Raw genomic sequence first — 14148 nt, forward strand, 5'->3', positions numbered from 1 at the left:
TCATGCAGTGGCAAACAATTTTACTCGAACAGCGTAACGGGGTCGGACTGATTACTTTAAACCTTCCGCAAGCTTTAAACGCACTGAATAATCAACTGATTGTTGAAGTGAATCAGGCACTGGATCAGCTGGAAAAGGACCTGGAGATTGGATGTATTGTGATTGCCGGTTCGGAAAAAGCCTTTGCCGCCGGTGCCGATATTAAAGAAATGGCAGATCTCAATTTTCCGCAAATTTATCTGGATGATTTTTTTAGTCTGGCCGATCGAATTGCCCAACGCCGTAAACCCTTAATTGCCGCGGTGAGTGGCTATGCCTTGGGCGGTGGTTGTGAGCTGGCATTGATGTGCGACTTTATTTACTGCGCCGATAATGCAAAATTTGGTTTGCCTGAAGTCACCTTAGGCGTGTTGCCCGGCATAGGCGGAACCCAGCGTTTAACCCTGGCCATCGGCAAAGCCAAAGCCATGGAAATGTGCCTGACTGCACGACAAATGGGGGCACAGGAAGCGGAACAAAGTGGTTTGGTGGCTCGGGTATTTGCCAAAGAAGAGTTGCTGGAGCAAACCCTGCAAGCCGCCGAAAAAATTGCTGAAAAGTCGCTTACTGCCGTGATGATGATTAAAGAGTCGATTAATCGGGCATTTGAAGGGAGCCTGACCGAAGGTCTGCGCTTTGAGCGACGGGTATTTCATTCCATTTTTGCCGGTTCTGATCAAAAAGAAGGCATGCAGGCCTTTGTGGAAAAACGCCCTGCCAAATTTACCCATCAATAAAACAAGAATAGGAAAATAAAATGAGCGATGAAAATAATTTAGCGATTAGCCTGCAACGAAGTCTAGGCATCATCAGTCTGGATCGTATCAGCCATTTAAACGCCTTAACCCTGCCGATGATTCAAGGTATTCAGTCGCAGTTAGATGAATGGTGCCATGATCCCAAGGTACAAGCCATTCTGATTAATTCTAACAGCCCGAAAGCTTTCTGTGCTGGAGGTGATATTCGCTATCTATATGACAGCTATAAAGCCGGGAATACCGGATATCAAGAGTATTTTGCCACTGAATATGCGATGCTCAGCAGCCTACGTAACTGTCCTAAACCGGTAATCGTTTTAATGGACGGCTATGTATTGGGTGGCGGCTTCGGACTAGCTCAAGCGTGTCATATCAAAGTGAGTAGTGAAAAATCACGTTTTGCCATGCCAGAAACAGCAATTGGATTTTTCCCCGATGTCGGAGCGACCCATTTTCTCTCCAGACTGGATGAAATTGGGGTATATCTGGCGCTGACGGGCGAACAAATCAGCAGCAGTGATGCGCTTTATTTAGATTTGGTCGATTATCATGTTCCAAGTGAGCGCTTTGCTGAATTACAGGCTGTATTGATTGCTGCATCTGCTTTGACCAGTACGGAAATCAGAAAAATGATTAGCGCTTTTATTACTCATCCTGTAGAAAGTGAATTACAAAAACGCGCAAATCATATTCATAAGCATTTTGCCTATCAAAACCTGGATGAAATTGAACAAAGTCTGGCGCATGAAACCGATTCTACCGATCAGGCTTGGGCAGATAAAACGCTCGCCATCTTGCAGCAACGTCCTTTAATGGCGAAACAAGTCAGTCTAAAATTACAGCAAGTAGGTCAGAATTTATCCCTGGAAAAATCTATGCAGCTGGAACGGGATTTACAAGACATCTGGTTGGAACAAGGTGATTTTATCGAGGGCGTGCGGGCATTGATTATTGATAAAGACAAGAAGCCGCAGTGGCAAACAGATCATTCAAAATTCGAGAAAATTTTGCAAAAGCTGTCCTCATGAGTTAACCAACTCAAATTTAATAAATTCTAATCTTAATTAGGCACCTTTGAACTAGATAGAACAATAAAGGTGCCTTTTTATTCACTTTAAGAAATCTTTTTTCGAAGTCTAAACCAGTGAAACTTTCATTAATGCTCATCACCCCTAAAAATAATAGCAACTACAAGTAGAATTTTCTCTTAAAGTAGAGGCAGGACAATCTGCTTGGAAACCTTTAAATTTACTCACAGTCAGATGCTATCCATTTTGCAGCAGGCTGAATCTGGTCCACTTGTTATAGCCCTTTGTCCTGAACAGGGTATTAGCAGGCCAACGGTTAGATCAATATTAGATAAAAATTGCCATCTCATAAGTGAAAAATGGGGAAATAGAGTTCTCTTCTCCCTCTAGACAAAATTATTGAGTTTGTTTAAGGATCTGTGAAAAAGCACTGACTTTTTCTAAAGTAGCGTTAACACCTTTTTTAAAAAAAGTATCAACAAGTGCTGAAGCTACAATGATTAGATCTGCTTTATTCGCTAAAGCTTTAACATGACTTTCATTTTTGATGCCAAAGCCCATTGCGACAGGAATCTGAAAAATTGGTTTTATTTCAGATATTTTTCGCTCAATATTCGGTAGATTTAAAGTTCTTCCAGTTAAACCATTTTCCGCAACATGATATAGAAAACCTGCAGCTCGCTCTGATATCTGTTCTAACCTATCAACTGGAGTGATTGGAGCTGTCATAGAAATTAACTACATATTTTTTGCATTTAATCTCAATTTAAAATTATGCTGATCTTCATCAGAGTACATCTAAAATAAGGATGCCCTCAATAAGGTTTTTTGTTGCAGATACAAATTTTTCACAACCCTATTGCATCATCGAAGTTAAATAAGTCGGAGCTGGGTTAAGCATTGATCACCGACTTCTTGTAATACGGATCATCGTTTAAGTTCTTTATTCGACATAGAGCTCAATCTATTAAACCGCCCGCGAAGAAAATCTCTAATTGAGTATTCTAAAAGCGGAAATTTCTATTTTGAGCCCGTATTTGGTCTTCTGATCTGCTGTATGCTATTAATTTTTAGATAAATTTAGAATTTATAGGTAATTCCCATAAAGAAGTTGGTCATTGAATCTTTATCAATTAAGGGATCATCTACTATTTTATCAGGTAAAAATTTATGCGTTACGGCAGAAGTTACTTTTACTTTTTGATTCAATGAATAACTTGCCCCTAAGGAAACATGAGGAATAATGAGGTTATTCGGTCTATATTTTTCTACGCCCTTAGCCACTTCGCTATCTAGTGTCCCGTAATAATAATTGGCTCGGCTATCTGACAACCATTCCAGGCCCACATTTGGCATAAGCGTCCATTGATTATTTAATCGCCAAAAATACTGATAATTAGCTTTTACTTCGGCCCCATCACTGGCATTGCCAATATCATTGAGTGCTTGCACTGAAATAATACCGTAAGGTACTTTCACTATCGCTTCTAAACCAACATCAGCACTGATATCGCGATCTTCTAATTGCATTTTAGTTAAGTTTTTTGCAGCCAATTTCGATTCATTTAAATCATCAACATCCAATTTATTTAGATTGACGCTTACGATGCCATTCAAGGTGATTAACTCGTTTTTATAGAGTTTCATTCCTCCATAGAGCCCACGTAAAAAGAAGCGATCTCCTTCATAAGATAAGATGGGAACTGGCGTAAGGTTGGTATCTTCACCAATATATAGACCTGTGCTTCCCACAATACCTAAGCCTGTGCTCAAGCCTGTTGATCTTTTGAGGGTAGGTTGATTTTCATCTGCAATTGCACTTAAGGGAATAAGAAAACATGATAGTAATAAAATTTTATTGAGCATTTTTAATCCAGTATCTTAATTTAAGAAATTAATGAAATTTAAATCCGGGTCTACTAAAAATCACATTTTTTATACATATGTGACATGCGTTCTTGTTTTGTTTGCAAATAATTTTCATTAAATATATTTAAACCTACTGTTATAGCAACACGATCCACTACATTTACACCTAGAGCTTTTAAGGCATTAATCTTCAAAGGATTGTTAGTAATTAAAATCACTTCTTTAATATTTAAATAATCAAGCATAATAGTACACATATCATAGTGACGTGCATCTGCGGGTAAGTTTAAAAGCAGATTTGCATCAACAGTATCATGTCCTTGATCTTGAAGTGCATAGGCGCGAATTTTATTGGTCAAACCTATCCCACGACCTTCTTGGCGTAAATATAAAATAACGCCCTGACCTTTATCGCTGATCATTTTCATTGTGGAATGTAATTGGGGACCACAATCACATTTTAATGAACCAAAAGCATCTCCGGTTAAACATTCGGAATGTACTCTGACTAATACGGGTTCCGCTGAAATGGCATCCAATCCTTGAGAAAGGGCAACATGTTCTTCGCCTGTATCTGGATCTTGAAACACAATAAGGTCAAAATCACCAAAAGCGGTCGGTAATTTAGCTTTAGCCACAAATTTTATAGTCACGGATTCATCCATTTATATTTAAAAAGCCAGTACAATAATCAACCAGAAAATCTACAAATAATAAAAAATTCAGCAATCAAAATATCTATTTTGTAATCCAAAAAAATAAAACAATTAATCTGACCTTATATTTAATTGACCATCATTAAAAATAGATCAAATAAAATGCTTACTCCATTTACATGGAGTAAGCATTGCCGTAATTAATCCGGCTAAGCATGACTGGAAAATATCTTTGTTCACTTAAATCTCAATTATAATAATAGGTCTGTTAGGGTGAATTTTTTGTGAAGCTCTCTAACTATAATAAAAATAATTAAAGATTTTTACAGCAGTAGCAAATAGTGAACAGCCACTAATTTTTTAGACACCTATTAGTTCGATAAAATGGCTAATTAATCAAGTGCCTACAAAATATAATCCTATATATTCAAGATTGATGATCCATTATAGAAAACACTTAAAAGTTATAGGTAGGCTACAGGTGAATAGCATTGAATAAGAAAAATGCAGAGCAGCCTAAAAAATCACAAATTCTTCATCTTCCTTTTCATAAGATGACCTCGGTCAGTTTGATCTGATCAGGCGGGATAAATAGATATTGGTTTGAACTGAATCAATCAACTTTCTATATTTTTATACAAATTAAAGCAATAAGGGGCATGTTGTGCATCATGTAACTGAATATGTAGGCGCAGATCTGTCACGGATTATTGAAATGGCTTGGGAGGATAGAACACCTTTTGAAGCCATTCAGCGTGAGTTTGGTTTGAATGAATCTGCAGTGATTCGCTTAATGCGTCAAAATATGAAAACAAGTAGTTTTAAACTCTGGCGTGAACGAGTGACAGGACGTAAAACTAAACATTTACAACTGCGTTCACCGGATGTGATTCGGGCCTATTGTTCGCGGCAGTACAAACGCTTCTAGCAGCGTCACTTTATGATAAGCGCTGTTTGGATTGACCTTTGCATCTTTTAGAATAATATCGAACCTCATCTCAGCAGCGTTTCTTTTTTTTGCGCCAGCTAAAGGGGTATAAGCATGTTCAAAGGTATTGCGAAAGCATTCTGCCATGCAGGTCATTGTGGTTCGACCCGTCCAGTAAAATTGTGGCAGGGCAGCAGCATAATTCAATACCTTACTGCTGGCGTATTCGGGCATCCGCAGCCAGTAAATGCCACGGACAGCCTGTTCTAATTCTATAGAAAACAGCTTCAATAAAATGAGGTAAATTTGAGTTGTGGGGAATGGATAAATTACCCAGAATAACGTTCAACTTTTGCCCGTATTGATCTGTCAGCAGGGTACGAGGCAGAGCGAACGAGTAAAATTGGCTTTGGCGATTTAATTTTACTCTTTCGCTATCTCTTAGCTAAAAGTGGCAAGACACCCTAGTCTGAAAGTAATATTCAATACTGAATAGCCACTTTTTTGTTGGATCATGTATAGCCCCAATTAAAACCAGCAGGTCCCCATTTTGAATAAAAAAACAGACTAAACAATGGACTGTGGCCACTCTCCTAGACAAATGTGGTTTGTTCTTTTTGCATAGGAGAGAACAATATGAACTTATATGATGACTATAAAGTTAATCCTTTATACCCATCCTCAAATTATTTGACTTTATAAGCAATCATACTATCACCCAATTGAGTTCCTAATGAGCCATGACCACCTGCTGCAAGAACTACGTATTGAGTTTTATCTTTACCCATGAAAGTTGCTGGAGTTGCTTGACCCCCTGCAGGAAGTTCAGTTTGCCATAGCTTTTTGCCGGTATTAATCTCATAAGCACGGAAAAAATTATCTGCAGTTGCTGCTTGGAACACAATGCCACCTTTGGTTGTTAAGGTACCTCCATGCGCCAACATCCCCATATTGAATCCAATCGGGAATCGTCCCGGCAAGAAAGTTGTTTTCAAGTTTTTAGTATTACCAACGCGACGTATCCATTCAGTTTTACCTGTTTTAAGATTCACTGCTGCTAAACGCCCCCAAGGTGGAGCGATACAGGGAATACCTAAATTAGAAGCAAATTGTTTAATTTGAGTGGCGTAATGACCTTCGAAGTTTTCATTCCAGTAAGGAGTGTTTGCTTGGGTAAATAAACGTTTTTCTTCAGTTTCTGGTGTACGTTTAATTAACTTATACAGATAAGCTAAACGCACAGGAGAACCAATTAAAATTTGACGCTCTGGATCAATAGAAACTGAACCCCAGTTAAATACACCAATGTTACCGGGGAAAATGATCGAGCCTTTTTCAGTAGAAGGTGTCCAGGGGTTGCCATCATAACGATTTTTATTGAAGTCAATGCGACATTGGATCTGGTCAAACGGGGTAATCCCCCACATTGAAGCTTCAGTCAACATTTCAGGTATAAAGTTCAAGCTTGATTTAGGTTGAGTCGGTGCATATTTTTCACCAATATCACCTTGAGTAGATACCTTGACTTGTTCAATCGGATAGATGGGCTTACCAGTTAAGCGATTGAGAACAAAGATGTTGCCCACTTTAGTCGGTAAAATAATGGCCGGTGATTTTTGACCTTTGTAATCAATATCCAATAATGACGGTTGTGCAGGATTATCCCGATCCCATAAATCGTGATAGGAGGTTTGGAAACTCCATTTCAACTTACCTGTATTTAAGTCAAGTGCGACCAAAGCATCCCGGAACTTTTCAGAATTGCTTGCCGGATCACGATCCAGGCCTAATAAATCGGGTGAAGCATTGCCAAATGGTACATAGACTAAACCATTTTTAATATCAGCCGTAAATGTAGACCAAGCCACTGTTGTGTCATAGGGGTATTGTTGACCCTCTGCAAGTGGCTGAGTTAGCTCTGGATTGGCAGGATCAAAATTCCAGACCAATTGACCAGTGATCGCATCATAAGCACGGATTACCCCAGATGGATTACCCGAATTGTAACCATTATCCATAACTGATCCGCCAATAATAATCAGATTATTGGCTACCAGAGGAACAGCGGTTTGCATATAAACATGCGGTAAAATTTTCCCCATGTTTTTAGTCAAATCGACTTCGCCATTGTCCCCAAAAGATGAACATAATTTACCTGTATCCGCATCCAAGGCGATCAGTTTTGGAGCAGTTGCAGTGGTAGTAATAATACGTTTACTGCATTCTTGCGGTGCAGCTGTAGCAGGGGAGACATTATTTGCCGATGCTTTCACCGCCTTAATATCGAAATAACTCACGCCACGACAGGTTTGATGTTGCTGTAGATATGAACCTTCCCGTTGAGGAATATATTTCCATTTCAACTGGCCTGTTTCAGGTATTAAAGCGTGAATTTGATTATGAGCGGTACACAAGTAAAGCGTATCATTTACTTTTAGCGGCGTGGCTTCAAAGGTATATTCGGACGCATCAATTTTAGAATCACGTAGATCACCCGTGTGATATTCCCAAGCCACTTTAAGATTTTTTACATTTTTTGAATTAATTTGAGCTAATTTTGAATAGCGTAAAGCATCAGAATTGCCACCATATGCTGTCCAGTCTTGGTCAGCAACAGCTGCATCAGTCGCTTCAGCCGGATTTTCAATATTTCCTTTTTCACGAACTGGATCGTAAAAAAGAAGAGCTATTACCATTAAAATCATAACCCCTACAGTTCCACCTAAAAAGGGATGAAACTTTTGGCGCTCAGATTCAGGAGTCGTAGCAGCTGCTTTATATAAAGGCTTAACCACAAAGGGCATGGCCAACCAGAAGCCGATAAGAGCAAATAATGCACCACGTGGGATCCATTGCCATTTATCTAGTCCGACTTCAGCAACAATCCAAATCAGAATTGCCCACATCAGAAAAGCATAAACTGTCAGTGCAATTTTTTTTTGAAGAAAAAGTAATCCCGCTGTTGCCAGTAAAACCAGTGCTATAAGGAAATAGGCAGGGCTGCCTCCAACCATCAGTAGCTTAATGCCCATGTACAACAAAGCAATTGCCAGTAAAGCGATTACAATACTCGTAATTTTATTGAGCATACTGGATTCCTTTTTATTATATATTGGTTAAATACTAACCCCTTTTAAAGTAAAAAAACTCAGGCCGAAACCAATAATGAATAAATAATTGAGACTAATTGTCACGAAGTGTATGCAAATAAAATTAATCTCAAACAGTGACCGACCTTGCAATTAATTTATCAAGGTTTAACAAATCCTTAAGAATGCATTCTTCAAAAAAAGGATCAACACAATGGTTCTCTCAACTTATTTCAAAATCACCGTGTTTAGTAGCAGCCTATTATTGTGTCACTTAGCTATGGCGGCCAATCAGGCAAGGTCTCCAGATCGTCAATGGCTATTAGGCGACTGGAATGGTCAACGACCACAGCTTGAAGACCAAGGGTATAAATTCGTAACGTCTATAATCACGGAAAGCGCATCTAATATTGACGGTGGCTATAATGAAAATAATAAAACCTTACATGCTTATACTCTCACTTTAGGCACCAATTTCGACTTAGAAAAGCTGGCTGGCTGGAAGGATACCGAAGCCAGTGTGCAAATTACCAAACGCGATGGTCAATCCCTGTCTGCCGAGCGTATTGCAGACCCGCGTGCTGGCCAATTTAGTAATACGCAGGAAACCTATGGGCGTGGTCAAAAATGGCGTCTGACTCAGGCTTGGATTAAAAAAGGCTTTATGGACAATAACCTGCAATTTAAACTAGGTCGTATGGGACTCAATGAGGATTTTAATGGTGCTCAATGTGAGTTCCAAAACTTAATCCTTTGTGGTAACCAAATTGGTAAAAGTAATGGCAGTATTTGGTACAACAGCCCAGTGTCGGGTTGGGGCGCCAATGTGAAATATCAGTTTGCTTCAGCTTGGTCTATTGCAACCGGTATTTATGAAATTAATCCAGAAAACCTGTTGGAAAATGGCGGTTTTAATCTCAGCCTGGATCAGACCGAAGGTGCAATTATTCCAGTTGAATTAGCCTGGAAACCTAAACTTCAGGGTTTAGCAGGTGAATACAAAATTGGTGGTTATTACGCCAACGTTGATGTTAAAGATGTAAAGACCAATGAAATGCATGATAGTAAGCATAGTTTCTGGCTCAATAGCCAGCAACAATTGACCTCACATGCGAGCAATGACAAACGTGGTTTATTTGCAGCCGGGAATTTTGTATGGAATGACAAGCAAACGGCTCAAGTTGAATCAACGCAACAAATTTCTTTTTGGTACAAAGGTCCCTTTGATCGACGTCCAAATGACTCTATTGGTTTAGGTGTCGCACGTTTCGATGTGAATAATCGTGTACGTGATGCACAAAACTTACAAAATGATGCGAATGGCTTAACAGTTGCCGATTATAGCAATAGCTTATATCAACCAATTCAGTATGATGAAGTAAATGTTGAATTAAACTACAGTTACAATTGGTCATCTGCTGTGATGTTTCGTCCTAATATTCAGTATATTCACCAGCCGGGCGGGGTAAAACAAGTAGATGATGCGTGGGTTGCGGGCTTAACCATGCGTCTTAATTTCTAATTAAATTACCCACATATTCGCTTAGATAAATTTCAATTTTTTTTGCATTAAAAATGAGGTTCTGTTGAACTGTTTTAACCTACAAAACCTATTTTCAACTCAATGCCTGATCTTCTATAAAGACCCGTCCATATGATCATTGTTCGATTGGCTCTTTATTTTCTTGGGGAATGTTTGCGTTTGTTCCTGTTTTTCTGATCTGTTCACGTCATAGTGCTAAATCCTAGCCCTGATCTGCGCATAGCACTTCTGTCTCTTTTAAATCTCATGTTGATCTTAAGCAACTTTGAGGTCATGTGTAGTTCCAAAAGAATAGCTTCAATAAAATGAGGTAAATTTGAGTTGTGATGAATACATAAATTGCGCAGAACAACTTTTAACTTTTCCCCGTGTTGATCTGTCAGCAGGGTACGAGGCAGAGCGAATCGTAAAATTGGCTTTGGCGATTTGATTTTACTCTTTCGCTATTGTTAAGCTCAAAGTGTCAACACACCCTAATTTATTGTTTTTGAAATAAAAGAGGGCGGTTGGTATTTGAGCTATCTTTTCTTATTGGGTAATGACAGACTAAATACGATTCCCTCTTCAGTATTTTCAGCGCTTGCTTGCCCACCATGCAATTGCATAATGGACTTTACGATGGCTAAGCCTAATCCACCCGTGTGGGCTTTTTCATGCCGGCTATCATCGACTTGATAAAATCGTTCAAACAAATGCGCAAGATGTTGCTCTGGAATCCAGATGTTTGGTGTTAATACCTCAATTCGAATAAAGTCACTGCACTGCTGCGCTCGCAGTATAATTTTGCTATTTGCTTCACCATGTGCAATTGAATTGCTGAGCAGGTTTGCCAACGCACGTTCTATTAATAATTGATTTGCAATTAGTTCTAACTCTGGTGCCACTTCAAGTTTAAAATGAATGTTTTTTTCATCAGCGAGAAAGCTAAAGTATTCCAGCAAGCCTTGCAGCATGCTATATACATTAAAGTTTTGTTTTTCAACCAAATAGTCACCGTGTTCTACGCGAGCAATAAACAGCATACTTTCGATCATTTGGTTCAGGCGTTCATACTCTTCTAAATTTGAATACAGTAAGTTTTCTAATTCATGCGGTTCTCGTGGTTGAGAGAGTAAAATTTGTGTTTGTCCCATCAAATTATTTAATGGCGTTCTCAGTTCATGTGAAATGTCTTCAGAAAAACGTGCCAGTTGCTGATACGCAGATTGAATTCTTGCCAGCATCGCATTCATGGCTTGACTGAGTTCATGCACTTCCAAGGTGTTAGTTTTAATTTCAATACGTTGATTAGACTGCGTTATACCGATTTTTGTCGTGGCATGTATCAGTTGTCGCATCGAATTTAGGATATAGCGGCCGGCAACCCAAGCCATAAGTGTAGAGAATAAGATACCCAGAACGCTATATAAAGTCAGCTTTGACTGATATTCAGCTAGGGTATTTTGCCCTTCAGCCAGTTGTTTGCCTGCAATAATTTGATATTGATCACCATTAAATTCTAATTGCTTGAAGGCTAATCGTGTCGAAGCATCATTGCTTTGATTATCTTGAAACTGGAGTGAAGAAGAAAATGCTAAGGCGGGAATATGCACTTTTAATGGATTAATTTGAATGAGTTTGCCATTTTGGTTGCGTAAAAGAAGTAAGTTGTCTTCTTGTCCAAGCATGTTTTCGTAGAGCTTAGGATTTTTGACCAATAGCTCAAAACTTTGCGCATCTTCCAGAAAAATTTCAATCCGTTCAATCCGTGCAGCTAATGCCTGATCCTGCTGGGTCTGGATCATGTTTTTCATATTATGATAGGACAATAGAGCAACGCTACAAAATACCACGCAAGAGACCAGACAAAAAGCGATGCTTAAACGGATGGTTAGGCTTAATCGGATGGGTTTTTTCATGGTCGCTCATCAAGTTTATATCCCATACCACGTACCGTATGAATCAGTCTGGGACTAAAATGATCATCAATCTTGCTGCGTAATCTGCGAATAGCAACATCTACTACATTAGTATCTGTATTAAAATTAATATTCCATACCATGGAGGCAATTTGACTGCGGGTCATGACTTGACCCTGATGCTCCATCAACAGTTGCAATAGCGCAAATTCTTTCTGACTCAGCTCAATTTTTTGTCCATCACGCTGTACTTCATGTTTTAAGCGGTTCAAGAGCAAATTAGACACTTGATAAGCCTCTTGTTCCATTCGTGGAGTACGCCGCAGTAGACTTTTGATCCTTGCCAGTAATTCAATATAAGAAAAAGGTTTGCTGAGATAGTCATCTGCGCCAAGCTCAAGCCCTTTGACGCGATCCAATACATGATCACGTGCAGTGAGCATGAGTACAGGAATTTGACTAAATGTTCTGAGTGTTTGCAGAACTTGCCATCCATCGAGGTCAGGCAACATTACATCCAGTAAGGCAAGGTCAAACTGCTGTTGTTGTAGAAAGGACAGTGCTTCAACCCCATTTCTTGCGATAGTGGTACTGTAACCCGATTCATTCAGTCCTTTTGCTAGATAGTCAGCAATTTTGACTTCATCTTCAATAATTAAGATATGCATCGCAGTAGATTAACTTCTTTTAAACATATTTAGATTACAAATTGGTAATCTAATTGTCATGCCGAATTGCATCATTTCTTTTAAGATATGTCTAAGATTAATTGAAACATATTGCCATAATGAACTCTTTATTTATACAAAAGTCTCTCGCTGTACTGAGTGTCGCATTTTTAACCAACACTTTTGCACATGCCGAGTTAAAAACAGGCTATATCATGCCACTCGAAACCGCAGAGTTGATGGCTAAAAATGTCATGCATGCTTGTCAGGTAGATGCGAAACCTGCTGCTGTGGTTGTGCTCGATCAGGGAGGCAATATACTCACTAGTCAGCGTCATGAATCTGTTGGCATTCATAATTTGATAGCGGCAGAACGTAAGGCATTTACGGCGTATTCGACTAAAACTAATAGCCTGGACTTTATGCGTAATGCGCAGAAGAACCCGGATGCGCAGAACTTGAATAGTCTACCCGAATTGCTCTTGCTCGGCGGTGGCGTACCGGTAATTTATAAAGATCAGCTTTTAGGTGCAGTCGGTGTCGCAGGTGCTGGTGGCTCAGTGCAAGACCACCAATGTGCGAAAAAAGGCATAGAAACCACTTTAAAAACCCTTTAATTCAGTCCTTTCTATTTTATTTGTTGGAGTCAATTGTTATGAAAAAGTCACTTATATTTGTGGGTAGTTTGTTGATCTCAAGTTGGGCAATGGCTCAAAATCCGTTGAGTGTGCATGTTCTGAATCTGGAAAACGGTTTGCCATCCTCCAATGTCCAAGTTACTTTGGAAGAACAGAGAAATGGGAAATGGGTTCAGATTTCAGAAGGTAAAACCAATCAACAGGGGCGTATCACCGAATTATTTCCAGAAAATAAACCCTTCAAAACCGCAATATATAAAGTTACATTTAAAACAGGCGACTGGTTTAAGCAAAACAACCAAAAGTCTTTCTTTCCTGAAGTGCCTGTGATTTTTCAAGCTGATGGTTCAGTCAAACATTACCATATTCCACTTTTGTTGAGCCCTTATGGTTACTCAACTTATCGTGGAAACTAAATAACTTATAGCGCAGAGCTAATGTTATGAAGTTATAGCTCTTAGAGCTTTGATATTCTAAGAGCTATGAACAGCCACCGATTTTCTAAACACTATTTAGTGAGATAAAATGGCCAAGCAACAAGCTGTTTATAATCGCTATCCAAGATCACTGCCTGTGTCATTACCATTATGAGCGGCGAGACAAAGTAAATTTTACTGCTAAAAGCGCCCGTAATAAAACCCGGATGTACGGTTTAATTGCGGTGTTATTGAGGGGGATGAAACGCAGCAGAAAGCTGTACGCTTGGAAATTTTGCAGCCAGCTGGACTTCATAGCAAAAATAATTAATATCTGGCAAGTTAGCCGTGAACTTTTTCTAGCAAGCGATTTACTTTGGAGAAACTGGACATTTCTATTTGGGGCTTACAGACTGATTTCGTATAATATGATCAAGATTATGTTACAAGGCCCCAGTGAGAAAATATGCTTTCCTCACGGGGTTTTTTAACATCAATCTGTATTATACGAAATCCCTTTTTATGCTTATGCTTTCTTTATCTTTCAATATTTCTTCACTTGATAAAATTGCTTTATATAAAAATACTGGTAGTCCATCTTCAATATCATTTACTTTT

The 14148-nt window shown here is 39.0% G+C and carries 13 protein-coding genes and 2 pseudogenes; 7 read left to right on the forward strand and 8 right to left on the reverse strand.

The features are described 5' to 3' along the window. The first annotated feature begins 2 nt into the window (after positions 1–2). Both E0H80_RS10075 and E0H80_RS10080 read left to right on the forward strand, forming a co-directional pair. Entirely contained in the window at positions 3–776 is a 774-nt protein-coding gene (locus tag E0H80_RS10075) for an enoyl-CoA hydratase (RefSeq protein ID WP_131365427.1), read from the forward strand. A 20-nt stretch (positions 777–796) separates the two neighbouring features. Then, the gene (locus E0H80_RS10080; protein ID WP_131365429.1) at positions 797–1825 is read left to right on the forward strand and encodes an enoyl-CoA hydratase/isomerase family protein; all 1029 of its coding nucleotides are present in this window, start codon (positions 797–799) and stop codon (positions 1823–1825) included. Between the two features lie 396 nt (positions 1826–2221). Here the strand turns inward: E0H80_RS10080 and E0H80_RS10085 are convergent, their stop codons facing one another. From E0H80_RS10085 to ribA, 3 genes are all read right to left on the reverse strand, one after another. After that, the gene (locus E0H80_RS10085) at positions 2222–2554 is read right to left on the reverse strand and encodes a tryptophan synthase subunit alpha (RefSeq protein WP_228259980.1); all 333 of its coding nucleotides are present in this window, start codon (positions 2552–2554) and stop codon (positions 2222–2224) included. A 351-nt stretch (positions 2555–2905) separates the two neighbouring features. Then, positions 2906–3691 carry a MipA/OmpV family protein gene (locus E0H80_RS10090; protein ID WP_131365431.1) on the reverse strand — a complete coding sequence of 262 codons (786 nt, stop codon included), beginning with the start codon at positions 3689–3691 and terminating at the stop codon, positions 2906–2908. Between the two features lie 53 nt (positions 3692–3744). Then, complete coding sequence (gene ribA, locus E0H80_RS10095) at positions 3745–4347, reverse strand: GTP cyclohydrolase II (protein WP_165494304.1); 603 nt, start codon at positions 4345–4347, stop codon at positions 3745–3747. A gap of 667 nt (positions 4348–5014) precedes the next feature. Between ribA and E0H80_RS10100 the strand changes: the two genes are divergently transcribed. Together E0H80_RS10100 and E0H80_RS16635 are read left to right on the forward strand one after the other, a co-directional pair. Beyond that, positions 5015–5278 (forward strand): TIGR03643 family protein, encoded by a 264-nt coding sequence (locus E0H80_RS10100; protein ID WP_131365435.1) that lies wholly within the window; start codon positions 5015–5017, stop codon positions 5276–5278. Between the two features lie 114 nt (positions 5279–5392). Beyond that, positions 5393–5548 carry a hypothetical protein gene (locus tag E0H80_RS16635; protein WP_165494300.1) on the forward strand — a complete coding sequence of 52 codons (156 nt, stop codon included), beginning with the start codon at positions 5393–5395 and terminating at the stop codon, positions 5546–5548. Here E0H80_RS16635 and E0H80_RS10110 read toward each other — a convergent pair. Next, a pseudogene (locus tag E0H80_RS10110) lies at positions 5529–5666 on the reverse strand (IS5/IS1182 family transposase); the annotation flags it as partial. The gene E0H80_RS16635 and the pseudogene E0H80_RS10110 sit on opposite strands and share 20 nt — an antisense overlap. Before the next feature lie 298 nt (positions 5667–5964). Further along, entirely contained in the window at positions 5965–8367 is a 2403-nt protein-coding gene (locus tag E0H80_RS10115) for a membrane-bound PQQ-dependent dehydrogenase, glucose/quinate/shikimate family (protein WP_131365439.1), read from the reverse strand. Between the two features lie 214 nt (positions 8368–8581). On the opposite strand from E0H80_RS10115, the gene E0H80_RS10120 reads away from it, so the two are divergent. Then, positions 8582–9889: a carbohydrate porin gene (locus E0H80_RS10120; protein WP_131365441.1), complete on the forward strand. Its 1308-nt coding sequence runs from the start codon at positions 8582–8584 to the stop codon at positions 9887–9889. Positions 9890–10006: 117 nt separating this feature from the next. Here E0H80_RS10120 and E0H80_RS10125 read toward each other — a convergent pair. The 3 genes and pseudogenes from E0H80_RS10125 to E0H80_RS10140 form a co-directional block, all read right to left on the reverse strand. Continuing rightward, a pseudogene (locus tag E0H80_RS10125) lies at positions 10007–10308 on the reverse strand (hypothetical protein); the annotation flags it as partial. A 120-nt stretch (positions 10309–10428) separates the two neighbouring features. Next, positions 10429–11808 (reverse strand): heavy metal sensor histidine kinase, encoded by a 1380-nt coding sequence (locus E0H80_RS10135; RefSeq protein ID WP_131365443.1) that lies wholly within the window; start codon positions 11806–11808, stop codon positions 10429–10431. Further along, positions 11805–12476, reverse strand: a complete 672-nt coding sequence (locus tag E0H80_RS10140) for a heavy metal response regulator transcription factor (RefSeq protein WP_067869635.1) — start codon at positions 12474–12476, stop codon at positions 11805–11807. The genes E0H80_RS10135 and E0H80_RS10140 overlap by 4 nt, the downstream gene beginning before the upstream one ends. A gap of 119 nt (positions 12477–12595) precedes the next feature. On the opposite strand from E0H80_RS10140, the gene E0H80_RS10145 reads away from it, so the two are divergent. Both E0H80_RS10145 and uraH read left to right on the forward strand, forming a co-directional pair. Further along, the gene (locus tag E0H80_RS10145; RefSeq protein ID WP_067869633.1) at positions 12596–13093 is read left to right on the forward strand and encodes a GlcG/HbpS family heme-binding protein; all 498 of its coding nucleotides are present in this window, start codon (positions 12596–12598) and stop codon (positions 13091–13093) included. 38 nt (positions 13094–13131) lie between these two features. Next, a complete protein-coding gene (gene uraH / locus E0H80_RS10150) occupies positions 13132–13530 on the forward strand; it encodes a hydroxyisourate hydrolase (protein WP_131365445.1) in 399 nt (132 codons plus the stop codon). Positions 13531–14148 lie beyond the last annotated feature (618 nt).

It is taken from the genome of Acinetobacter sp. ANC 4779, from assembly GCF_004331055.1.
Classification (GTDB): domain Bacteria; phylum Pseudomonadota; class Gammaproteobacteria; order Pseudomonadales; family Moraxellaceae; genus Acinetobacter.

Excerpts from the sequence above, each read along its gene's own strand:
- E0H80_RS10075 (WP_131365427.1), top strand. The coding sequence starts at position 3 with ATGCAGTGGCAAACAATTTTACTCGAACAGCGTAACGGGGTCGGACTG.
- E0H80_RS10080 (WP_131365429.1), top strand. The coding sequence starts at position 797 with ATGAGCGATGAAAATAATTTAGCGATTAGCCTGCAACGAAGTCTAGGC.
- E0H80_RS10085 (WP_228259980.1), bottom strand. The coding sequence starts at position 2,554 with ATGACAGCTCCAATCACTCCAGTTGATAGGTTAGAACAGATATCAGAG.
- E0H80_RS10090 (WP_131365431.1), bottom strand. The coding sequence starts at position 3,691 with ATGCTCAATAAAATTTTATTACTATCATGTTTTCTTATTCCCTTAAGT.
- E0H80_RS16635 (WP_165494300.1), top strand. The coding sequence starts at position 5,393 with ATGTTCAAAGGTATTGCGAAAGCATTCTGCCATGCAGGTCATTGTGGT.
- E0H80_RS10115 (WP_131365439.1), bottom strand. The coding sequence starts at position 8,367 with ATGCTCAATAAAATTACGAGTATTGTAATCGCTTTACTGGCAATTGCT.
- E0H80_RS10120 (WP_131365441.1), top strand. The coding sequence starts at position 8,582 with ATGGTTCTCTCAACTTATTTCAAAATCACCGTGTTTAGTAGCAGCCTA.
- E0H80_RS10135 (WP_131365443.1), bottom strand. The coding sequence starts at position 11,808 with ATGAAAAAACCCATCCGATTAAGCCTAACCATCCGTTTAAGCATCGCT.
- E0H80_RS10140 (WP_067869635.1), bottom strand. The coding sequence starts at position 12,476 with ATGCATATCTTAATTATTGAAGATGAAGTCAAAATTGCTGACTATCTA.
- E0H80_RS10145 (WP_067869633.1), top strand. The coding sequence starts at position 12,596 with ATGAACTCTTTATTTATACAAAAGTCTCTCGCTGTACTGAGTGTCGCA.
- uraH (WP_131365445.1), top strand. The coding sequence starts at position 13,132 with ATGAAAAAGTCACTTATATTTGTGGGTAGTTTGTTGATCTCAAGTTGG.